We start from the raw sequence: 23,748 nt of genomic DNA, 5'->3' as shown, positions 1-23,748 counted from the left end.
CTAATCCTCCCTATTTGTGACATCATATTGGATCTTAATGCGATCAATAATCTCCTTTTTCGATAAACGGATAGGTTCTATTGCTTGTAAAAAATGTTCAATAGCACCATTGATGAGTTCCTCTCTAATATCTTCTATCTTCTTTGTGTCAGAAGTAACACAACTAGGAAGATTCTTTTCTGTATATATCAATCCTTCTTCCTCCATTTCTTTATACGCTCGTTGAGCGGTATTTGGATTGATTTCTAACTGACTAGCCAACTCTCTTCGTGAAGGGATTTCTTCTCCAGGTTTTAATCTTCCAGTTGCAATTTGTTCTTTTAGGTGTCTCTTGACCTGAATATAAACAGGTTCTCGCTTATTGAATTGCAATTTCATTGCTTTCTCTCCTTCATCTTGAAACCAGGAATTGGATTCATTTAGTGTATTAATCGCATAATACACTCACTGTATTATACGATTAATACACTATGGATACAAGTGATTTTTTTGTTTTTCACAAAATTAATTTCAATAATCAAATTTCTTCATTACTTTTTGTTGATTCATCATCTAAATAAGATAAAATTGGTAATGAAATTCATAAAATTAGGGGGATAAATAGTTTGAAGAGATTACATACGACGATACTCTCAATAATATTATTCAGTACACTTTATTCATGGGCTTTTTATATACCGGTTTCCCAACGTGCACCTAATACATATTACTTCGGTTTTTGGGAAACATTTATTTTCGTATTCATGTTTAGCATTCCTCCGTTTATTGCAGGAGCTATTATATCTATGGTAATTGATATGGTTATTAAGAGAATAAATATTTCATCGAATTTTGCACACTATTTATTACAACTAATTTTATATTCATTAGCAGCTTGCATAATCATCAGTGTATTATTTGTATTTGATGATGGACCATTTGATATACGTGAATTCATGATATTTGTTTTGTTTGGAATTATAGCAGCTAACATTTATTTACATATTCTATTAGCCCTTAACAAGATCCATGTATTATTACTAAATAGATATAGCAAATAAACCCCTTCTCTTCCCTTTTTTGTCTAAAGCCTTTCGACAACATATTTCCCGGGAAATGTTATTTTACAAAATAATCGTGATTTCAACAGGGAAGAAACGAATTATGATAAAATGACTATCAGATTACTGAGGAAGGAAGAACAGATATGCATTTTATATCATGGAACGTGAATGGGATACGAGCTTGCGTTAGAAAAGGTTTTTTAGACTTTTTCCAAGAGATGGACGCAGATTTCTTTTGTATTCAAGAATCAAAATTACAAAAAGGTCAAATTCAATTAGATTTAGATGGATATTATCAATATTGGAATTACGCCGAGCGAAAAGGTTATTCAGGAACAGCAATCTTCACCAAATGGGAACCACTTCATGTTTTCTATGGTTTAGATTCCAATAATTTTGAACCAGAAGGAAGAATTATTACCTTAGAATACGAATCTTTTTACGTGATCAATGTATATACTCCAAATTCCAAGCGTGATTTAACCCGTTTAGAAGATCGACTTGAATGGGAAGACCGATTATTTGATTATTTACAGAAATTAAATAAGAAAAAACCTCTTATTTACTGCGGGGATTTGAATGTCGCACATCATGAAATTGATCTAAGAAATGATAAGACAAATCATGGGAATTCTGGATTTACAAAAGAAGAAAGAAGTAAAATGACGCGATTACTAGATGCCGGATTTGTCGATACACTTCGTCATTTTCATCCCGATAAAGACGACATCTATACATGGTGGTCTTATATGAAAACTATTCGTGAACGAAATATAGGATGGCGAATCGATTATTTCATCGTATCAGAACAACTTATTCCTGCTCTAAAAAAATCGGAAGTACATTCTTCTGTATTAGGGAGTGATCATTGCCCTATTGGACTTGTAATAGATGAAAAACAATTAATGCAAATGGGAGTTGGCGAAGATGAAAGGACTTATACATCATATTGAATTTTATGTTTCCAATTTACGACGATCTCAAGAATTCTGGGGATGGTTATTAGAAAATCTTGGTTATAAGCCTTATCAAGAATGGGAGAAAGGTCAAAGTTGGAAGCTAGGTCAATCATATATTGTATTTGTCCAAGCTGAAGATAAATTTTTAGATATTGCTTATCACCGTCGTAGAGTCGGTTTAAATCATATAGCTTTCCACGCTGAATCAAAAGAACATGTTGATACACTTACAGAACAATTGAAGGAAAAACAAATCCCTATTCTGTATAAAGATTGCCATCCTTTTGCTGGAGGACCGAATCACTACGCTGTTTATTTTGAAGACCCTGACCGTATTAAAGTAGAAATTGTCGCTCCTTCAAAGCTACTGAACATATAACCTTAAAGTAACCCCCCAACTTCACCTGAACTTTCATGCTCAGGTAAGGTTGGGGGGGTATCTTAATCATATGACTTACTTTATTAGGACGATTGCTTTTGTAAATAATCAATAATTCCTAAAGCACTCACTTGTAAATCCAAATTAATAATTGTATATACTTTATGGTCATCTGGTATACCCTTATCCTGTAAATCTGCTTGAACTTTTTTCAATAAAGCTTTGGCTATTGCGTCATAACCTTCTTCCTCTGCCACGGCTCTTTCGCCTTGCTGTATAAAAATATCGAGCCAATATTCAACTTGATTAAACGTTTGATTAACTAAATCTGTTGCACCAAAATGGCCAAAGTAAATGTAATCCAAGTTTTTCTTACGCATTCTCTCTATAGAAGCTTTCATTGCCACAGGATCAAAATGATTAGGAGATGTAGATGGCAGGAAATAATCAATGCCATGTGGTATTAGCTGTTCATAACGTATTCCAGCAGTATCTCCTGTAAACATCCCATTACTCACTGGATCATAAATTCCTATATGATGTCGAGAATGTCCCGGAGTATCCCAAAATTCAAGTTTACGATCTGAACCAATAGTCAGGTTGTCCCCTTCTGATTTTACGACAATACGATCTTCAGGCACTGGTATAATTGGTTCGAACAAATCAGAAAAACTTTCTCCATAAATAGCTCTTGCTCCTGCAGCTAACTTTTTCGGATCAACCAAATGTCGCTTTCCTTTAGGATGGACAATTATTGTTGCATTTGGACATAGTTGTAGTAGCCGACCTGCACCACCACCATGATCTAAGTGAATATGTGTAAGTATTATATATTTCACTTCTGTTAAATCATGTCCTAACGCTTCAAGACCTTCTTTGATATAAGGAACCGATGGGCTTGGGCCTGTCTCAATAATGGTTAGTTCTTCTTCCTCCAAAACATAAACACCTGTCCTACTCTCTACATCTAAATCATATCCGTCTATCAGTGAGATACCATTTCCTAAAGAAATTGGTCTTTTATGACTTCGTTCCATTTTCACTAGACCTCCTATCAGTTTGCATTTCATTACTTTTATAGTATCATAAATGCTTTTTCCATTAGAAAATTCTTTGATAGATTTTCTTTGTTTTTACATACAATAATGGTGTACATTAACAATAACAGTAATATAAAGGATGAAAGCATATGACAAAGAAAAATGTTGATGACTATTTACAAGAAGGCATGTATGGTACGCGTTTACCAAAAGAGGCTGAACGGAAGCACTTTTTAGGTACCTTACGTGAACGTGTGATTCTCGCTTTAACAATTGGTGAAGTGATGTCCGATCGTGGATTAGAAAAGTTAGAAATAGAAATGAAAAAACATCCTAATTCCACACTATTAATGAATGGTAGCGTAGCTTATAAATTCTTAAAGCAAGAAAGGGATTTAGCTGATAAATATAAGATTTCACATACAACAATTAGTAATCAAGAACACCAAACAGAAATTGGAGCCGTATTAACTTACAATCATGCGATTGATAAAGAAGATATCTATCTTTCAAATGACAACGATCAGGAAGAATCAGACAGCGTAGAAGATGATGGTCAAAAAGAAAAAGGAATAGTGGATCGGATCAAATCTTGGTTTAAATAATTAATCACTATGCAAAGAGAAATTTCGTAAAGTAAAACTTTAATAGTGACAGAAGTAGAGGGAGAGACAAAAGTATTTACGCAAAAGATAAACCCGAATGAATAGACTCTAAAAAGCCGCTTTAGAAATATACTGTGCTTATCCAGTGGCGGCTGGTGAGCCTCCGGATGCTCCGCATTCCTGGTCTTACCTATGCCTAATTCCCATAGGACAAGGAAGACCTCGACAGCATTGCATCGCCCGCAGAAAATCGATTTTTGATTTTCAAGGAGTCTCCATATATTACTTATGCTTGTTCTATCTATCATTTGTCTTTTGAACAAAACTTTTTGTTAAATCTCATCCACGTTCCATGCGTGATAAAATTCTCCATCAAAGGAATACTATTGTTGGAGGTGATGTTATGACACATGCATATCGATGTCCCAATTGTAAAACAAACCGATCAAGATTTAATTTAATTGAACAGCATGCAACTCCTGTGAAGATGGACCCACAAACTGGTGAAACAATTAACGCTTACACCGATGAAAATGTTGAAGTTTTTCATCAGTTATATAAAGGTCCTAAATTAAAAGTACAATGTGCTGCATGCGGACTTATTGAAGAAGAACAAAGCTTTATCAAATATGCAGAATATAACGGTTGATTCATTCCAACCGTTTTTTTATGTTTTTACGGTTACTTATTAATCATTCTAATCGTCAACAGGTACAACGTCTGTTAAACTTATACATAGAATGGAGGAATAAAACGATGCAATTACAAAATAAAAAAGTATTAGCACTTGTTGATCATGACTTTGAAGATTTAGAATTATGGTACCCTGTCCTCCGGTTGCGCGAAGAAGGTGCACAGGTTGACCTTATTGGAAAAGAAGCAAATTACAAATATATAGGCAAATATGGAGTGCCTGCAGAATCTGACTTTGCATATAAGGATGTAAACGATGCTGATTATGATGCGATTCTTGTACCTGGCGGCTGGGCACCAGATAAATTACGTAGATTTCCAGAAGTTCTTGATATGGTTCGTAATATGAACCAAGCAAAAAAACCAATCGGTCAAATTTGTCATGCTGGATGGGTGCTTATATCTGCGAATATCCTTAATGGAAAAACAGTAACAAGTACTCCTGGGATAAAAGATGATATGACAAATGCTGGAGCGACTTGGGTTGATGAACCTGTCGTTGTGGATGAGAATTTAGTATCAAGTCGTCGCCCACCAGATTTACCAGATTATTTACGAGAATTTATTAATGTATTAGCAAATAAATAGGAGGTATATTGGTTATGAAAATAGTATCTATTGAACCAACACCTAGCCCACATTCAATGAAAATTAATTTGAATGAATCCCTACCTCCAGACGAAACGTATAATTACAATGAAAAAGACGATTTAAATAAAGCGCCTAACTATGTACAGCAATTATTTTCATTAACAGGTGTTAAAAATATTTATCGTGTGGTAGATTTTATTGCATTAGCGAGACACCCAAAGACATCATGGGAAGAATTATTGCCACAAGTACGTGAAGTTCTTGGTACAACAGAAGAAATATCAATCCAAAATGTTACACCTTCTGTTGAGCAAGATAGTTTTGGTGAAGTCCGTGTTTTTATTCAGATGTTCCTCGGTATTCCGATGCAAGTAAAACTTGAAGAAGACGATGAAGAGAAACGCTTTGGACTACCTGAGCTTTTTACAAATGCTGTTATGGATGCTTCACCAGCATCTACAAATGTAATTATGGATCGTAAATGGGTGGAACAACACCCAAGATATGGTGATATGGATGAAATTGGGGAAGAAGTTGTTGAAGAACTAAAAGCTAGCTATGACGAAGAAAGACTTCGAACACTTGTAAACGTAGCATTCCAAACTGATAAAACCGAGCAGAGTTCCAGCTATTATCAATCTGTGCCTATTGAAAAGTTGGATGATCCTAATTGGAAAAATCGCTATGCTGCTTTAGACCGACTAGATCCTACTATCGATGATTTAGATCTGTTAGAAAAAGCACTACACGATGAAAAGTCATCGATTCGACGACTTGCAACGGCATATCTTGGGATGATTGAAGATAAAAAAGTGCTACCATTGCTCTATTTAGCCTTAGAAGATAAAGCTGTTAATGTAAGACGTACTGCTGGTGATTGTATATCTGACCTTGGATTTGTAGAAGCTACACCAAAAATGATTACGACATTGAAAGACAAAAGCCGATTAGTTCGTTGGCGTGCGGCTATGTTCCTATATGAAGTTGGAGATGAATCAGCTATTGCTCCGCTTGAGGATGCTGCAGATGACCCCGAATTTGAGGTAAGAATGCAAATAAATATGGCGCTTGAACGTATTCGAGGTGGCAAGGAAGCCCAAGGATCAGTATGGCATCAAATGACACAAGCTACGAAAAAAGGCTGATTATGAGATCAGCCTTTTTTCAGCATGATAAAAAGATGAAACTTGGGTGTTTTCCTTCTCCACTAATAAAGGTATGAGCAAGGCTCTTGAATTGGAAAATTAAGGTCAATTTATCCCCCGCTTATTTTCTTTAACTAATCCTTATATTCTTGAAGTAGGCTCGTTACACGCGGGATAAAAGTACCCTTTACGCAAAGAAAACGTTTTCATATAATAAGATATAAAGAGTTTAGAGTCAAAGGGGGAAGAGAGTGTGAAAGTAGAAGAAGGTACATTATTATGGGAACCGAACGAGCAACAAATTAAACAATCAAATATGTATGCATATCAGCAATGGTTAGCAGAAAAAAAACAACTTCATTTGAACGATTATGCTTCTTTGTGGAAATGGTCAGTAGACGATATTACTTCCTTTTGGGAAACGATATGGGAATACTTTAATGTGATTTCTCACCACCCCTATCAACATGTATTATCCAGTACATCGATGCCTGGAACTAGGTGGTTTAAAGAGGCAAAAGTAAACTATGCAGAACATGTGTTTAAGCATAAAAATAATTCAAATCCTGCCATTATACATGCTTCAGAAACGCGAGAAATGCAAGAAATTTCCTGGAAACAACTTTATCAAGATACAGCTGCACTACAACAAACACTTAAGAATATCGGAGTAACAAAAGGCGACCGAGTAGCTAGTTATGCTCCTAATATTTATGAAACTATTGTTGCCTTTCTGGCCACTTCTAGTCTCGGAGCAATCTGGTCCAGTGCATCTCCTGATTTTGGAAAACAAAGTGTTATTGAACGATTCCAGCAAATTGAACCTAAAGTTATGATTACCATAGATGGTTATCAATATGGTGGTAAAAGCTTTAATCGAATGGCTATTATCGAAGAGATTCAGTCAACAATACCTTCTTTAGAAGCAACGATTACGATTCCTTACTTGTATGACGATGCAGATTTTTCTAATTTAAAACGACCAATAATATGGACAGATGCCGTTCACGCTAGTAAACCTTTAGAACTAACCTATACACCGGTTGGCTTTAATGACCCGCTTTGGGTACTCTATTCATCTGGTACAACCGGAAAACCTAAAGCAATCGTTCATAGCCAAGGTGGGATGTTACTCGAGCATCTAAAATCCACTCACTTACATCTCGATTTAGATAAGGATTCTCGTTTTTTCTGGTTTACTACAACAGGATGGATGATGTGGAATTTTCTTGTTGGAGGGCTCCTTACTGGAAGTTGTATTATTTTATACGATGGAAGCCCAACCTATCCAGATGAACGTTACTTATGGAAATTTGCTGAGGATACAAAAATGACTGTATTTGGAACCAGTGCGAGCTTCTTAACTTCATCGATGAAGAAGGATATCCATCCAGGTGAAGAATTCGATCTTTCCAATTTAAAAAATATAAGTTCAACTGGATCTCCGTTACCTCCTGAAGGATTTCAATGGTGTTATACTCATGTGAAGAAAGATATTTGGGTATCTTCTGTGAGTGGCGGAACCGATGTATGTACGGCCTTTTTGCTTGGTTCTCCAACTTTACCAGTTTATGCAGGAGAACTGCAGTGTAGCGGTCTAGGAGCGAAAGTGGAAAGTTATGATCCAAATGGAAATTCATTAGTTAATGAAATTGGAGAGTTAGTGCTAACAAAACCATTTCCATGTATGCCGATCTTCTTCTGGAATGACGATGATGGTATGCGAATGTATCATAGTTATTTTGACACTTATCGCGGGGTTTGGTGTCACGGTGATTATATAAAAATTACAGAAAAAGGCACCTCTATTATCTATGGTCGTTCGGACGCAACCATAAATCGCGGAGGTATTCGTATTGGTACAAGTGAAATCTATCGAGCTGTTGATCAAATTGAAGAAGTAGAAGATAGTTTAATGATAGATTTGCCTCAACCAAACGGAGATTCGATTACTCCTTTGTTTGTAGTTATGAAAGATAGAAAGCCTTTTACGGATGAAGTAAAGAGATCTATTAAAAACAACCTACGAACGCACTGTTCACCAAGACATGTGCCTACTCATATGTTTGAAGTTAAAGAATTACCTAAAACATTAAATGGCAAAAAAATTGAAGTTCCCATAAAGAAAATATTAATGGGCGCAAGTATCGAGCAAGTTATGAATAAAGGATCACTCATCAACGAAAGTGCTATCGAATATTTTATTAACTTAGCCAAAGAGTGGAATAAATAAGTTACCAGACGCTGGGAAAAACAAATATAACGTCAAGATGAATAATGAAAGAACATGAATTTACGTAAACTCCAACGGGAAGAACCTCCCTAGGTTAGATTAGAGCTACGAATTGCAGTGAAAGACGACCAGTACACAACAAAGTATAGTTGAAGAGTCGTCGTTTGTTTGAATTATTCTTTTGATTGAATTGTTTTATTCCAGCGTCGCTTTACATTCTTTTGTGTCCTTATTATCTTACTCATCTTATAATTTACCAGTATCACTCCATTTATATTTACTTCTTGTTTTTGAATTATAGTGAATCCACATTGTATAAAAAAAGGTTTAGCAGTAATACTTGCATTCGTATATAGCTTTTCTATATTATATTGTTTCGCATCATCTTCAATACTATTATATAACCGCTTTGCTATTCCTTGTCGCTGATAGTCTTTATGTACAAATAAGCGATTAAGATAGCCATCCTTTTCCATATCAATAAAGCCAACAATGATGTTATCCATCACAGCTACATAAGTAATATTTTTATTCAGGGAGTGATACCAACTGTCTTTTTTTTGCTGCTTATTTGAAACCTGTGCCCATGCATGCAATTGTTCTTTTGTATAATCTTGTTTATTAACAACATGAACGGTTTCATAAAACAAATCCACTAACCCAGCTGTATCACTCGATTTATACTTACGAATAATCATTCTAACCCTCCCAAGATGATTAAGAATTACCAACTGTTTCTGACTCTTTATGCACCTTTATGTTCCCAACACCAGTTACAGCATATATACAATATTCTTCTTCTCCTTGTAATATACTCGTATTTCCAATTGAAGGACTAGACTCTGACCACCCATCTTTTATTACTTTTCCAATACCTGTCGATAAATCTAATTTAATATTAGAATCTTTTTCTAAAGCTATATTTATATTACCTACTCCACTATTTAAATCTGCATTTCCCTTTAGATCTTTCGTAGAGATAGATCCGGTTCCTGTTTGAGCATCAAGATTTGTCGCATGTATATGTTGAAGTTGTAAATGGCCCGCTCCAACATTAATGCTCAAATCATTGGCTTCAACCTTTTCACAATGGATTCCACCTGACCCTATACTAAATTCACCGATTGTAAGTTCAGTGAATCTAATATGACCAACACCATTGTTTATAGACCCGTCTAAAATAAATTCACGAGGTAATTTAATCTTTAATTTATAGTCTTCGGTTCGTCTTATAATTGTGGTTTTATGTTGTAAATGAATAGATAGTATCCCTTCTTGGACATGTATATCCCACAATGGTTTATCGATCTTTTGAGTATAAGTAAGTTCAATATCGTTTCCTTCATATGGCTCCACTGTGATATTTGATACCGAGATGTCCATCTGTATCTTTTTTACATCATTACATTTTATTACTTTTGTAATTAGTTCCATTGCTCCGTTTCTTCCTATCATATATAACGCTCCTTTGGTTTATTTTTTATTATCATAGGACTGTTTCAACACTACATCACCGGATCCACTGGTTAATGACAGTGCACACTCTGATTTACCAAACACTTTATGGATTTTTTTACTAGATACACGTTCTCCCCCCGTTATAATACTTCCACTACCAGTTTGTAAATCACATTTTATATTTGGTTGTTTATCTAATATTACTTCTATACTTCCGCTTCCTACTTTCATATTCGTTTCACCTTCGAAATTTTCCAAAAATAGATTACCTGATCCGCCTTCTGAAATCATTTCCTTATATCGAACATGATTATGTGTTATACTACCAGAACCTATCTTGGACATGATTGTGTTACATGTAACATCTACTAATTTAATGTCTCCAGATCCACCTACTAGCTGAAGGTTTTTCCCATTAAAATTATTGATATTCACATCACCTGATCCAACTTCTACTGAGGCATTTTTTACTGTAAGACTCTTGCCTTTGAAGTTTCCAGATCCAACTCTTAGTGTAATATTTTGAACAATTTGTTCGTTAAAATAAACATTTCCAGAACCCGTTTCAACGTCCCAGTCTATGTTATTTTGTTCTGGAACATATATATCTAATTTAATGGTTTGAGTGAATCGAAAATGTAATCTTTTAATTCCTGGTTCTATAGCTAGGCGTAATTGATCTTTGTTTTCTTCTACGATCCAATATGGTCCATGTTCAATGGAGGTTAGAAATAAGGAGATATGATTTTCCTTATGTGTATAAACATTCACGTCTGCCCATCCAGATTGAATAGTAATTGAGTTAATACGATTGTTAGTAATCTTTTTCTGTTCATTTATTTGGTTTGATGGTTTATAAAATAACATTTTGATACCTCCTTAATATTGATTATAACGAATATTTAAAAAAATAACGAACCCCTAAAGGTGGATTTATCCTACGACTTAAGTCTGACAGCACTACATAAAGTGATCCAGTGGTGATTTTTCGCTCCCCTCACTTCTCCTTTTGACTGATCCAAATTTTCTTGAAATAGGTTAAGTTTAGTACTTCCCGTTAACAAAATAAAAAGTATCGCTCGTTTTATGAGCGATACTTAAAAATAAACTTAGCAAATATATAAACTTTTGTAGGATAATAAATAGATTTGAGTCATTTAACTCATTTGTGATACTGGGTGTTGTTTTGATAAACTTGCGATAATGTAAGCTATTAATGCAATGGTTATCGATGTAACAACAGAGTGCAGGCCAAATGGTTGTGGAAAGAAAGATTCAAAAATAATGTAACTTGACACACCTGTTATCATAGAAGCTATTGCACCATATTTATTGCCTCGCCTCCAATATAATCCCAGTACAATTGGCCAAATAAACGCTGCTTCCAAGCCACCCATCGAAAATAGATTTAACCATATAATTAAATCTGGAGGTTGTAGTGACATAATTATCACGATCATCCCAATGAGGGCAGTCACTCCCATACTCAAACCACGCACTTTTCTATCTGTAGCATCTTTCTCAATATAATTTAAATATACATCCTTTATAACCGTGGAACTAACCATTAACAATAATGAATTAACTGTTGTCATGATTGCTGCCATCGGTGCTGCCAGTACAATCCCAGCCAGCCATCCAGGAAGTACTTCTTGTGCAAGTATTGGCATTACCGTGTCCCCTACTCCAATTCCAGGTACTACTGGTCTACCAAGAACTCCGATTAAGTGCATATTTAACATAATAAACCCAACTACAATCGTACTAATAATAATGCCTCTATGAAGTGAGCGCGAGTTTTTATATGACATTGCTCGTACCGCAATTTGGGGGAGCGCAATGACACCGACACCCACTAATATCCAAAAAGAAGATACAAACGCTGGTGTTAACCCACCATCTTCACCATAAGGCGTTATAAGATTCACATTTTCTGCACGTAAATCTTCCATAATTTGTGGAACTCCACCACCGGCAACAATTACAGCAATTAATAATATTAATGTACCAATAAACATAATAATTCCTTGAATTCCATCCGTAATTGCTACTGCTCGGAATCCCCCGACAATGACATAGATAAGTACTGCAGCAGAAAATATAAATAATGCAGAAAGATAAGACATACCAGTAAGCGATTGAATTAACCTACCTCCCCCTATCCATTGAGCTGACATTGCAGAAAACAAGAATATTAATATACTGAATGAAGATAATAAAACGACCCATTTGGATTCATATCTTTCTTTTAAAAAATCTACAATAGTTACTGCTTTATACTTTCGTGTAACAATCGCAAATCGTTTGCCCAATACCATTAACACAAAATAACCTGTCGCTAATTGAGTCATGGATAAAAGAACCCAACCTAACCCTTCGTTATAAGCAGTTCCCGGCCCACTGAGAAAACTACTTGCACTTCCATAAGTGGTTACAAGAGTCATCGCTAATATGAAGCCACCTAAACTTCTACCACCAAGAAAATATTCTTGTACGAAAGAATCTGTATTCCGCACAAATTTACTTGACCAAATTCCAACTAAAAATATGATAAAAATTAATAAGAATAATGGTATAACCGCTTCCCAATTCATTACATTTGTCTCCTCGCTTTAAACCCATTGACTCGGTATTAAGATTGATTTTCTTCTTCATCATCAAGTGGTATATCTTTAAAAAAGAATTTAACTGCTATTACGGTTAATATGACCATTACAATAAATCCAAGAATACAACTATAAAAAAACCAAGCTGGAAACCCCAATATATACGAATAATCTTCTGGATCTTTACCTCCCAATCCATAGGCAAAACCGAACCACCAAATAAAATTAAATATAACTAAACCTACTCCAATTAAAGCTTCTCTATTCGCTACTTTAAACCTTGCGTCTATTTTTTGTCTTTGTTTTGTCATTTTTTAATCTCCTACCTTAAAATAGAAAACTACTATAACAACTATAAGGTAACTAATATCGACTTGTAAACATGAAAAACCTGTAGAGAACTAAACCGTTCTCTACAGGTAAATTCGACTTCTAGTTATTTCATTAATAAGACTATCATTGTTCTTAATTTCTCTTCTGCCATATTAAATGTCTTTGTTTCTTCGCCATTGGTGACATGAAGTGTTACTTGCTTATTCTTTAATATATATACTTGAGGAAGCGTCATTAAAAGCATGCGTAATCTACTTTCATTCGAAACATCGATCAACACATCTGATCCTTCTTCTACAAACAAAAGATCTCTAGTTCGAACAACTGCTAATAACCCTCTATCTGGTATAGCTTCAATAATATAATCTGGTTCTCCTGGCTCCTCAGGTTCCTCTGGTTCTCCCGGCTCTTCCGGTTCACCTGGTTCTTCATCTGTTTGTGAAATTCTTCCTTCTGCCTCATATACAATTGGATTATCTTCTGAGCTGTTCATCGCTTGGATAAATTCGACTGTAGCTTCAATATCCTCAGGACCCATAGTCGGATTTTCTCCCAGATCTTTAATCGGTCCTTCCGAAGTTCCCATGTAGTTATTAACCGTTAAGATATACGTTTCTTCCAAATCAATTGGTGTACCATCAGGGAAAGTAACGTTAATCACTTCTCCTAATTCTGGGTTCCACTTATAATGCAAACCACTCACACTATAATCAGGGCCATATTCCGGGTGAATTTGTTCATTTAATATCTCGTAAACATCATTACCAGTAACTTCCACTGTCATTAATGTATTTCCAAATGGTTGGACATTGTATAGATCTCCCCAAGTGACATCACCTGCTAAGAGGTCATCTCGTATCCCACCGCCATTCATAAAGGCAAAATCACTATCCATTGCTTCTTTCATTCCATCAGATAATAAGTTCCCTAATCCGTGATCGCCATCATTGGTATAATCACCCGTTAAGTCTTGTGCATTATAACCAATCACTTCGTTTATAATCGGAGCAATTTCTTCAGCATATTTATCTAAAATTGCAGTGATTTCTTCATCTGGCGTATAATCACTTTGTTTTACATAAACGATTTCAGCTTCTTTTTCAATAATATCACCGGTTTCACGATCTAAAACTAATTGCACGTCCGCAAATGCTTTTCCGTATTCATTTGCTTGGATAATTAATTTATCATCCACTAATACGTTATTTTCCACATGATTATGTCCAGCAAAGATCACATCAACCGAGTCATTGACATTTCGTGCTAAATCAGCAGCAGCACCTGTTGCATCATCTCCATTTTGATACGCTGGCATATGCGCTAACACGATAATCGCTTCTACACCTTTACTCGTTAATTCTTCCGCTGCATCATTTACAGCTTCTGTTTCATCCGTAAACTTCACATTTTCTAATGAAGAAGGCATAACCATATTGACAGTTTCTTGAGTGTTTACTCCAATAAATCCAATTTCTTCACCATCTACTTCTTCAATAATATACGGGGGGAGGAAAGTTTCACCAGTATCTTCATATACACAATTCGCACAAAGGGATGGAAAATCCATACCTTCATATCCTTCTGTCCCTTTTCCTTCCGGATGATCGCCACCTTCAATCATTCTTAGTAGCTCTGGTAAACCTTCATCAAATTCATGGTTTCCGACAGTACCAACATCAAACCCCATTGCATTCATAATTTCTACTGTTGGTTCATCCTGTAATAAACCTGAGACTGGAGAACTTCCACCTATCATATCTCCTGCATGAACAAGCATCGAATGTTCATTTCCTTCTTGACGCTCTTTGATCGCAGAAGCTGTATAATCCATTCTTCCATACAATTCAGATTCGCCAGTTCCCTCTAAATCTAGCATATATTCCTGATCTATCTTCCCATGTAAATCATTCATACTAATAAGCTGTAAATCTAGCGTTTCCTCGGAAGGCTCTTCCCCATTACTAACCGGTGTATATCCATAAGATTCAGCCTCTTCTGGACTTGAGAAGAAGATACGATGTTCCACAGGTACATCTGCCCAATTATCTGGTACTACATATTGCATTGTATCGGAGTTTCCAACATATCGTTGGAATCCTTTTTGATCATCATTTGCACGGAAGACAAATGGCAATTCTAAAAGTGGATCTTCCGGATTCCAAATTCCTAACTGAGCATCTTTTGCTTCTTTCACTGCTTGTTGATATTCAGGGTATGCTTCCTCATCAATCGGTGCAATAAAGTACGTAGATGCATATCCTGCTTCTACCATTTCTAAATTTACATTTAAACCATCATCTTTACGGATAACTTCTGCCAATATACGTCCATAGTCATCTGTTGGTTCATCTCCAACCTTTAGATAAATCTCATCACCTGGTTGAATGAGTTCCCCTATATAATCCGTTGCTAAATCTCCGTAATACTTCTGGTTGTTATTAATTTCTTCACGTGCAGGATCATCATTATGAGCAGCATACGTTTCTGCAGTATCCATATTTACAAATCGAACACGCTTCTCACCAAAAACAGGTTCAGCCACACGTATGGTATCACCATCTGTCACACTTTCTACTGTAGTCTCATAATACCCTTCAGAAGAAGGCGGTTCTGGTTGTTCATCTGCAACTTCGATATCTGCTTGCTCCGTAGGAATTAATTGATACGTATTGTATTGACTTACGATAGCGGTAATATCATACCAAGTATTTGATTCTACTTCAGAAATATCAAGCGCATTTTCCATGACACGAAGCGTCATTCCATTAAAATCTGCATCGGTAACTGTAATATTATATCCACCACCGGCAGGACTATCTGGAATGGATCGAATATAACCATTGACTTGAACTCGTTGCCCTTCTAGTGATTCGGCTAATTCTTCATCTTGTAATTCCTCTAAACTTATTGTTTGTGCTGCTGGTAAATCTAAACCAGAATCAATCACTTCTAATGAAGTCGGTACAATCTCTTTTAATCCATTATAAGTAGCAAGTTCACCAGTTACGACAACTTTGTCACCCTTTGTAACATCAGAGATTTCACCTTGTTCAAAAGCAAATAGATTAATACCAGCCGTCTCGTCTTGGATATATGTAGTAAATTGACTGCCATTACTAATCGCTTGATTATCTGCCGTTACAATTCCCTCTACTGTAACCACTTCTCCATCTGAGAGGTCACGAACATCCGAGATAGGTAACTGCTCTGGGTCTGGTTCTCCCGGCTCTCCAGGTTCTTCTGGTTCACCTGGCTCCTCTGGTATTCCATCCATGGTATGAGAACCTATATATGCAAACGTATTTTGACCGTATTCCGTCCAATCTTCTACATTAAACGTCGTACTTGGGGAAATAATTGACGCATTCCTAACTAACGTAACATCTTGACCAAAATTGGTCCGTTCTCCAATTTCCCCGATAACATCTAGTTTCTCTCCACTATTTAATAGAGCTATTGCATCATCACCGTTAAAATTAATCACAGAACCATTTGTTACATCAGCTTGATCTAAGATTTCCTGATCTGCACTCGGATGTGCTAGAACAAGAACATCACCATTAGCCAAAGTACCTGATAGTGATAAAGACTGACTAGCAGAAGAAGCTCCATTACTATATAATTCTAAGGAATAATTCGATAAATCCACAGCTTCTCCTGTACCATTAAAGATTTCAATCGCTTTATTGAACGAAGATCCTTCCACATATTCCGAAAGAATTAGATCTTCTGCAACTGTATCTACAGTTGTAGCACTTTCAGCAGATACTGATAACGCTGGTGTTACATTCATCATAATTAGTGCAAAGATCATTAACATACTAAACGATCTCTTTACCTTTCTCATATTTTCCCTCCGTTACCATTTTTTAATACGATTGTATTTATTTCGACATAAACAATCGTTTCTCTTTAAATATTGCACAAAAATTCTCTCTATTCCATTGCTTTTTTGTAAAAATAGTGTAAATTCAGAACTTTTATCCTATAAAAAGAGGAAAACAGTAGTATAGACTTGTTTTCCTCTATGAAGTATAGTTATATTGAAATAGTTTTATAGAGTAGATATACTTTCATTAACGGGGCATTAGCTCAGCTGGGAGAGCGCTTCACTGGCAGTGAAGAGGTCAGCGGTTCGAGCCCGCTATGCTCCATCTAATAAAAATAACAGCCGCACTTCATTAGTGACGGCTGTTAATATATGGTCTATATTATTGTGTTATTTATCATGCTGTACTTCCGTTACCGTTACACGGATTCCTTTTTCTTTTAGCAACTGAATCAATGTTTGATCTGCCTTGCTGTCTGTAACCAAATGATGTGCGACTTCAATTTGATCAATTTTTGAAAAAGCAGTTTTGCCAAATTTACTATAATCTATCATTAAATAAATAGAATCAGCACTATCAATCATTTTCTTTTTAATGCGAGATTGTTGCTCATCTGACTCACTTATTCCTCTTTCTAGATGCAGACCTTTACAAGAAATAAATGCTTTATCAAGATGATAACTATCAAACGAAGCTTCTGCTAAAGGTCCAGCGTAAGAGAGTGATTTAGAAAGCAGTGTTCCACCAGTTGAAATGACATTAATTTGGTGTTTGTTACTCAGTTCCATTGCAACTTTAATGGAGTTAGTCATGACGGTTAAAGGTAAGTCAGGTAATGCTTTTGCCATATACCAGGCAGTTGTACTTGCATCTAAAATGATTTTATCCCCTTCAAAAACATGTTTAATGGCTTCCATCGCAATTTTTTGTTTTTCACGTACATTCATAATTTCTCTTTGTGAATAAGGGATTTCTAAAGAATCATTTGGATGTAAGCTAACTGCACCACCATGGCTACGAGCTAACTTATTTTCTTTCTCTAACTTTTCTAAATCTCTTCGAATCGTTTCTTCTGTAACAGCAAATAATTTACTCATATCAGAAACTCGAATGCTCTTCTTCTCATTCACTAATTCAACTATTTTGTGATGTCTTTCTGCTACAAGCATCTAACCACTTCCTTCTCTTACCTCTAACATATTCTCTAAAATAGCATACCATATTTTTATTATATGTTACCCATTTTATACTAGGTTTAACTTACATGGAAAGATCTAAACATTTGTATTACTACTGCTTCGTTTTTTCATAATTGCATCAGCCTTTTAAGGAAAGTATTTTTTAGGAGGATTTACATGGAAAGCTTCTGCTAAATCGATCAGTTGCTGATCAGTAATTACTTGTTTAGCACCATCTGGATGTGCGTTTACAAGATTATAGACTTTTGCAGCTTTCTCCACCGTTTCTATTAATCCAAACACCTGATCAATTGTTTCTCCCGCACCAAAAATTCCATGATGTGGCCAAATTGCTAAACGAAATTCATTCATTTTTTCAGCAGTAGCCTTTCCAATTTCAGAAGTTCCAGGAACCATCCAAGGAAGTATCCCTACTCCTTCAGGAAATACCACTAAGCATTCCGTACACATTTGCCATAATGTACGAGTAAATGGAACTTCATCTAATTCATGAGTAAATGTCATTGCAATTAAGTTTGTTGCATGTGTGTGCATAATCACTCGGTGATCCGGATCATGTTTTAATCGAATGATATGACTCATAAAGTGAGATGCTAATTCACTTGTCGGTCTTCCTCCATCACTTAATCCCCATAACAGCTCCACAGATTCTCCACCACTAGTTACGCGTATTACTGCTAAACATTCTTCTGGATTCTCTATAATTTTTCTGAAGAATTTACCCGATCCAGTCACAAGAAAATATTGGTTTGCCAATTCTTTCACTGGAAAATCTAATGAAATAGTTCGTTTTACTTGGTTCAAATCAAGATAACTTTTTACTTCTTCTTCCTTTAATAGATAACTAATGTTACCTCCATTTAGTTCATCCCATCCAAGTTTCCACATATCATATGTTGTATTCATCATTTCTTTCATAAACGGTGCTTCTAATACATCTTGTTGTGTAATTTCTTGTGTCATGATTCTCTTCCTTTCCACTTTATATCTGCCTAAACTTATCGCTTAGATAAAACTTCTTTTTCATATTCTTTTACATCTTTTAACCATGACTCTCCAACTGGCACATCCATAGATTCACAGTAGTAATCCCAAATAGCCCCAAATGGATAAGTTTTTAATTCTTCCATTATGGCTAAACGATCGGTGAAATTACCTTCTTCTTGTAATTGTTTTAAGTGCTCATTCGGGGTTAATAACGCGTATAATAACGATTTAATCATATTACGAGTACCAATTGTCCAAGCGGCAATTCGGTTAATACTTGCATCAAAGAAATCTAGGCCGATTCTTACTTTATCTAAGGCATCATTTCGGACAATTTCCAAGCCAATTTCACGCAACTCATCATCTAATATAACAACATGATCACTATCCCAACGAACTGGTCTAGATACATGTAAAGCTAATTCATCACTATATAATAGCATCGAAGAAATTTTATTAGATACCATTTCTGTAGGATGATAATGTCCTGTATCTAGTAGACATAATTTATCGTTCTTCAATGCATAGCCCATATAAAACTCATGTGATCCTACTACATACGCTTCAGATCCTATTCCAAATAATTTGCTCTCTACTGCATCAACGTTATATTCCTTATCTATTTCCTCTTCAAAGATTTGGTTTAGTGAATCTTCTAGACGTTTTCTCGGCGTCAGACGATCACTTGGTATATCTTTATACCCATCTGGAACCCAGATGTTTGTTAATGCAGAAGTTCCTAACTCTTTCCCCATGTAAGCTGCGATTTTACGGCTGGCAATCGTATGACGAATCCAAAAATCTCGAATTTCTTTATTTGGATGCGCTAACGTTAAGCCGTCATCTGCTTTTGGATGAGAAAATAATGTTGGGTTAAAGTCTAGTCCTAACCCGTTTTCTTTTGCCCATTTAACCCAGTTCTCAAAATGCTTAGGCTCAATCTCATCACGTTCCACCGCTTCTCCATTTGTTTCTGCATAAATCGCATGTAGATTGATTCGGTGGTTACCGGGAATAAGTGATAAAGCTTTATCAAGGTCATTCCTTAATTCTTCTGGTGTAGTTGCTTTACCTGGGTAATTTCCAGTTACATCGATACCCCCGGATAATTCCTGTTGATTGACTTCAAATCCTGTCACGTCATCTCCTTGCCAACAATGAATTGAAATCGAAATTTGTTTCAACTTCTCTAATGCATCCTCAACATTAACTCCCCATTTTTCATATTGTTTCTTCGCTTGTTCATAATTTTGGTTCACGTCCATATTTACCCCTCCATTGTTACTTTCGTATAGGTATTTAAATCAAATGATGCTCTAATTAATTGTCTAGCTTGCTCAATATCATCTATTTGATCAGTTGCCATCATTTGAACAATTAAGTTTCCAATAGCTGTAGCTTCAGATAAACCAGCGATTACTATTTTTCCTGTTGTATCTGCAATTAATTGATTTAACATTTCATTCTTTGAACCTCCACCAATAATATGAATGGTCGGAAATTCAATTTCATAAATTTCTTCAATTTGAGAGATTGCCTGTTGATAACTAACTGCTAAACTATTAAATACACATTTAGCCACTTCACTTGGCGATTGAGGTATAGCTTGGTTGGATTCCTCACAATATGCTTTTATTTCTTTAATCATATTTTCAGGTTTTAAGAATCGATTATCATCAACATCAACAATAGAACTAAATGACTCTTCTTTCGCCATAGCAGCAAAGTCGGCAAAGTCATATTCATCATTAAAATTTCTCTTCACTTCTTGAATCATCCATAACCCCATGATGTTTTTCAAAAAACGAAACCGATAATCTGCTCCGCCTTCATTCGTAAAATTATAATCTAGTGCTTTTGTTATACAGATGGGAAAATGATTTTCCACCCCGATCAAAGACCAAGTCCCTGAGCTAATATAAAGCGTATCTTCTAGTTCAGGGACAGCTACAACAGCTGAACCAGTATCATGTGTCGCAGGTAAGATAATGTTAAAATCAACACCTAATTCTTCTTGAAGTTCTGGGCGAAGATTACCAATTACTGACTCTGGAGGTTGGATATCCATAAACATGTTCGAATTAAAACCTAACTTTTCAATTAAATCGATATCCCATTTTTTTGTGAATGCATTGACTAATTGAGTGGTTGTTGCATTGGTATATTCGTTAACCTTTTTCCCTGTAAGTAAAAAATTTAAATAATCTGGTATCATTAGAAAACTTGTTGATTTCTCTATCAACTCAGGGTTGCTATTCTTTAATGCTTGTAATTGATAAATCGTGTTAAATTTTTGAAACTGAATTCCTGTTTCTAAATAGAGACGTTCTTTACTTATTTGAGAGAAGACTTCCTCCATCATTCCATCTGTCCGTGGGTCTCGATAAGAAACTGCATCTGTTAATCGTTTATCATTTTCATCTAACAAAACAAAATCAACAGCCCACGTATCAATTCCTAGACTTATAGGCTGGTACCCTTTATCAACCGCAGATTTAATACCCGTTAATATTTCATGATAAATCCGATCGATATCCCAACAAAAATAGTTGTTCAATTCGATTAATTTATTATCAAAACGATGAACTTCCTCTAATTGCAATTTTCCATTTCGTAAGTACCCAGCGATAACTCTCCCACTGGAAGCTCCTATATCTACCGCTAAGTTGCATTGTTGTTGCATCTAATTCACCATCCTTGAAACCAATAGAATACTGCCATCTTTCTATCTATAAAATCGTCAAGTTAAGTAATCATACCTTCTGTACGTTTATGATAACGTTATCTTTTTGATTAGTCAACAAAAACAAAAATAAACAAAGATTATTTTTGTTTCCTATCCTTTTTACCAAATAAAAACAAAAAAGCAACGTAAGTTCCGTTACTTTTTTTGTTGTATCCTATTAATTTGCTATTCGCTCTTTGCCATAACGCTCTTCTTCAATTTCTGTTAATGTTTTACCTCTAGTATCAGGTGCTAAAACAACTCCAATAACTAAATGGATAACGAGGAATATAATCATTACAATCCCTGCAACTACAAATCCTAACGTGTCCATAATTACTGGTAACGCGACTGACCAAAGCGCAATTCCTGTTCGTACAATAAAGTACATAAATCCTTGTGCGGTTGCACGATATCTTGTTGGGAATAATTCGCTCGTCCAAAGTGCATAAAATGCTTGAGCACCAATACCAGCTGCAGATCCCCACAAAATAACAAAGGCAATCAGCGTCGGCCAAGTCATTGGCATAAACGTTAAGATTATCCAGGCAGCCACACCCATAAGTGCACCAATCGTAAACAATGTTTTACGACTCATTTTATCCCCTAATTTCATGAAGATAAAGAAAGTGGTTAACACGGTGAACATCCATAGGAACGATTGTAATAAGTTTGCTTGCATATTACTTAAACCACCTACATTTTCATAAATGTATGGCATAAAATATCCCATCGCTCCCGCTGTTAAGTTCCAAAATAAGTAAATACCAAGTAATAAGAATAAAGCTTCTCTATTTGGTTTCAGTGTAAATAACTCTTTTAAAGTACCTTTTTTAACAATACCTTTTGCTTTATCCGCATCGTCTTTCGCTTTTTGTTCTTCCCAAATCTTAGATTCTGGAAGACCCCTACGAATATACAAAGCTACACCAGCAACGATAAATAAGTGAATAAAGATTAATCTAGATCCCAATAACTCTAACGGCGCTACAAGTACTGCTAAAGCAAATGTAATCATTGGTCCAATCGACCAGGCTAACTGAGCGGCCCCAACATGCGCGGCTCTTTTTTTCTTTGGTGACTCTTCAGCAATATAAGTCCAAGAAACCGGAACTCCGGCCCCCACCGCAATACCAGTAATGATCGTACCAATTAACAACATTGGGAAGTTTACAGATGCTGCAATCAAAGCAACACCAATCATATAAACTAATAAATCATAACTAAAAATTATTTTTCTTCCATATTTATCTGTTAAGGGCCCTCCAATAAGTGCACCAATTGCTGCACCTAAAGCGTTCGCACTAAGTGCACTAAGCAACCCAACTCCTAAACTATCAAACCCAAGGTAGGCTTGCCATAATGTAAGACTACTAGCTGCAGCAATAATTGATCCAGCTTCAATATAATTCGCCATCGCAATTGCAATAGTCGCTTTCCAGCCAGTCACGTTTTTAGCCGCAAATCTTTGCTTCCCCATTCTTTATTTCCTCCTCTAGTCCATATGGAAAACTTCTTTTAAATCTATTGATACAGGACTATTATCTGAATTCGTTTTCATAACTGGCTTCATAAACTCCCACCACTTTTGATTGATTGAAGTTTTCGCCATCTTGTCCCATTTTTCTTCATTTTCTATTTCTATATAACCAAATAATTGGTTCGTTTGTTTATCTAAAAAGATCGAGTAATTGCGGGCGCCATGTTGCTTTAGTTCCTCGACCATTTCCGGCCAAATTTCATTATGTCGTTTTTCATATTCATCATGCTTATCCGGATAGACCGTCATAATGAACCCTTTTCGCTTCATTAAATCCCCTTCTTTCTGAACAGTAAAAATGATAACGATTACACTAACTTGATGCTTTTATAGTAATACGCTTTCATTTCGAAGTCAACACAAATAAACAATTTTATTTTTG

General features: G+C 35.6%; 22 protein-coding genes and 1 tRNA gene. 9 read left to right on the top strand and 14 right to left on the bottom strand.

Annotated elements, in window-relative coordinates; all coding sequences use genetic code 11:
* A complete protein-coding gene (locus tag C794_RS02630; protein WP_017795593.1) occupies window positions 1-378 on the bottom strand; it encodes a GntR family transcriptional regulator in 378 nt (125 codons plus the stop codon).
* A 227-nt stretch (window positions 379-605) separates the two neighbouring features.
* On the opposite strand from C794_RS02630, the gene C794_RS02625 reads away from it, so the two are divergent.
* The 3 genes from C794_RS02625 (at window position 606) to C794_RS02615 (ending at window position 2,381) form a co-directional block, all read left to right on the top strand.
* Window positions 606-1,040, top strand: a complete 435-nt coding sequence (locus C794_RS02625; RefSeq protein ID WP_017795592.1) for a hypothetical protein — start codon at window positions 606-608, stop codon at window positions 1,038-1,040.
* Between the two features lie 146 nt (window positions 1,041-1,186).
* Complete coding sequence (locus tag C794_RS02620; protein ID WP_017795591.1) at window positions 1,187-1,996, top strand: exodeoxyribonuclease III; 810 nt, start codon at window positions 1,187-1,189, stop codon at window positions 1,994-1,996.
* Entirely contained in the window at window positions 1,971-2,381 is a 411-nt protein-coding gene (locus C794_RS02615; RefSeq protein WP_017795590.1) for a VOC family protein, read from the top strand. Before C794_RS02620 ends, C794_RS02615 begins: the two co-directional genes overlap by 26 nt.
* Before the next feature lie 83 nt (window positions 2,382-2,464).
* Here the strand turns inward: C794_RS02615 and C794_RS02610 are convergent, their stop codons facing one another.
* Entirely contained in the window at window positions 2,465-3,418 is a 954-nt protein-coding gene (locus C794_RS02610) for an MBL fold metallo-hydrolase (protein WP_017795589.1), read from the bottom strand.
* 152 nt (window positions 3,419-3,570) lie between these two features.
* Here C794_RS02610 and C794_RS02605 point away from each other — a divergent pair, with 152 nt between their 5' ends.
* The 5 genes from C794_RS02605 to C794_RS02585 all read left to right on the top strand — a co-directional run bounded on the left by C794_RS02605 (window position 3,571) and on the right by C794_RS02585 (window position 8,688).
* Complete coding sequence (locus C794_RS02605; protein WP_017795588.1) at window positions 3,571-4,026, top strand: YueI family protein; 456 nt, start codon at window positions 3,571-3,573, stop codon at window positions 4,024-4,026.
* A 403-nt stretch (window positions 4,027-4,429) separates the two neighbouring features.
* A complete protein-coding gene (locus C794_RS02600) occupies window positions 4,430-4,675 on the top strand; it encodes a hypothetical protein (protein WP_011064911.1) in 246 nt (81 codons plus the stop codon).
* Window positions 4,676-4,782: 107 nt separating this feature from the next.
* Window positions 4,783-5,307 carry a type 1 glutamine amidotransferase domain-containing protein gene (locus C794_RS02595; protein WP_017795587.1) on the top strand — a complete coding sequence of 175 codons (525 nt, stop codon included), beginning with the start codon at window positions 4,783-4,785 and terminating at the stop codon, window positions 5,305-5,307.
* Window positions 5,308-5,321: 14 nt separating this feature from the next.
* Complete coding sequence (locus C794_RS02590) at window positions 5,322-6,455, top strand: conserved virulence factor C family protein (protein WP_017795586.1); 1,134 nt, start codon at window positions 5,322-5,324, stop codon at window positions 6,453-6,455.
* A 253-nt stretch (window positions 6,456-6,708) separates the two neighbouring features.
* Window positions 6,709-8,688: an acetoacetate--CoA ligase gene (locus C794_RS02585; RefSeq protein ID WP_017795585.1), complete on the top strand. Its 1,980-nt coding sequence runs from the start codon at window positions 6,709-6,711 to the stop codon at window positions 8,686-8,688.
* A gap of 173 nt (window positions 8,689-8,861) precedes the next feature.
* Here C794_RS02585 and C794_RS02580 read toward each other — a convergent pair whose 3' ends face one another.
* The 6 genes from C794_RS02580 to C794_RS02555 form a co-directional block, all read right to left on the bottom strand.
* Window positions 8,862-9,386 (bottom strand): GNAT family N-acetyltransferase, encoded by a 525-nt coding sequence (locus C794_RS02580; RefSeq protein WP_017795584.1) that lies wholly within the window; start codon window positions 9,384-9,386, stop codon window positions 8,862-8,864.
* Between the two features lie 19 nt (window positions 9,387-9,405).
* A complete protein-coding gene (locus tag C794_RS02575) occupies window positions 9,406-10,143 on the bottom strand; it encodes a DUF4097 family beta strand repeat-containing protein (RefSeq protein WP_017795583.1) in 738 nt (245 codons plus the stop codon).
* A gap of 18 nt (window positions 10,144-10,161) precedes the next feature.
* Window positions 10,162-11,013, bottom strand: coding sequence for a DUF4097 family beta strand repeat-containing protein (locus C794_RS02570; protein ID WP_017795582.1), 852 nt, complete (start codon window positions 11,011-11,013; stop codon window positions 10,162-10,164).
* A gap of 290 nt (window positions 11,014-11,303) precedes the next feature.
* Window positions 11,304-12,740 carry a sodium/pantothenate symporter gene (gene panF, locus C794_RS02565; protein ID WP_017795581.1) on the bottom strand — a complete coding sequence of 479 codons (1,437 nt, stop codon included), beginning with the start codon at window positions 12,738-12,740 and terminating at the stop codon, window positions 11,304-11,306.
* Window positions 12,741-12,778: 38 nt separating this feature from the next.
* Window positions 12,779-13,063, bottom strand: a complete 285-nt coding sequence (locus tag C794_RS02560) for a YhdT family protein (RefSeq protein WP_017795580.1) — start codon at window positions 13,061-13,063, stop codon at window positions 12,779-12,781.
* Window positions 13,064-13,188: 125 nt separating this feature from the next.
* On the bottom strand, window positions 13,189-16,932 hold the full coding sequence (locus C794_RS02555; RefSeq protein WP_017795579.1) for a 5'-nucleotidase C-terminal domain-containing protein: 3,744 nt from the start codon (window positions 16,930-16,932) through the stop codon (window positions 13,189-13,191).
* Window positions 16,933-17,166: 234 nt separating this feature from the next.
* Between C794_RS02555 and C794_RS02550 the strand changes: the two genes are divergently transcribed.
* A tRNA-Ala gene (locus tag C794_RS02550) sits at window positions 17,167-17,239 on the top strand.
* A 65-nt stretch (window positions 17,240-17,304) separates the two neighbouring features.
* On the opposite strand, the gene C794_RS02545 is transcribed toward C794_RS02550, so the two are convergent.
* From C794_RS02545 to rhaM, 6 genes are all read right to left on the bottom strand, one after another.
* Window positions 17,305-18,084: a DeoR/GlpR family DNA-binding transcription regulator gene (locus tag C794_RS02545; RefSeq protein WP_017795578.1), complete on the bottom strand. Its 780-nt coding sequence runs from the start codon at window positions 18,082-18,084 to the stop codon at window positions 17,305-17,307.
* 156 nt (window positions 18,085-18,240) lie between these two features.
* A complete protein-coding gene (rhaD, locus tag C794_RS02540) occupies window positions 18,241-19,077 on the bottom strand; it encodes a rhamnulose-1-phosphate aldolase (RefSeq protein WP_017795577.1) in 837 nt (278 codons plus the stop codon).
* A 35-nt stretch (window positions 19,078-19,112) separates the two neighbouring features.
* A complete protein-coding gene (gene rhaA, locus C794_RS02535) occupies window positions 19,113-20,366 on the bottom strand; it encodes an L-rhamnose isomerase (RefSeq protein ID WP_017795576.1) in 1,254 nt (417 codons plus the stop codon).
* Between the two features lie 2 nt (window positions 20,367-20,368).
* Window positions 20,369-21,784, bottom strand: coding sequence for a rhamnulokinase (gene rhaB / locus C794_RS02530; protein WP_017795575.1), 1,416 nt, complete (start codon window positions 21,782-21,784; stop codon window positions 20,369-20,371).
* 220 nt (window positions 21,785-22,004) lie between these two features.
* On the bottom strand, window positions 22,005-23,306 hold the full coding sequence (locus tag C794_RS02525) for an MFS transporter (RefSeq protein ID WP_017795574.1): 1,302 nt from the start codon (window positions 23,304-23,306) through the stop codon (window positions 22,005-22,007).
* A 15-nt stretch (window positions 23,307-23,321) separates the two neighbouring features.
* A complete protein-coding gene (rhaM, locus tag C794_RS02520; protein WP_017795573.1) occupies window positions 23,322-23,636 on the bottom strand; it encodes an L-rhamnose mutarotase in 315 nt (104 codons plus the stop codon).
* Between the last annotated feature and the right edge of the window lie 112 nt (window positions 23,637-23,748).

The sequence above is a fragment of the Oceanobacillus kimchii X50 genome, assembly GCF_000340475.1.
GTDB lineage: Bacteria > Bacillota > Bacilli > Bacillales > Amphibacillaceae > Oceanobacillus > Oceanobacillus kimchii.
This window is presented reverse-complemented; position numbering and strand designations above follow the sequence as displayed.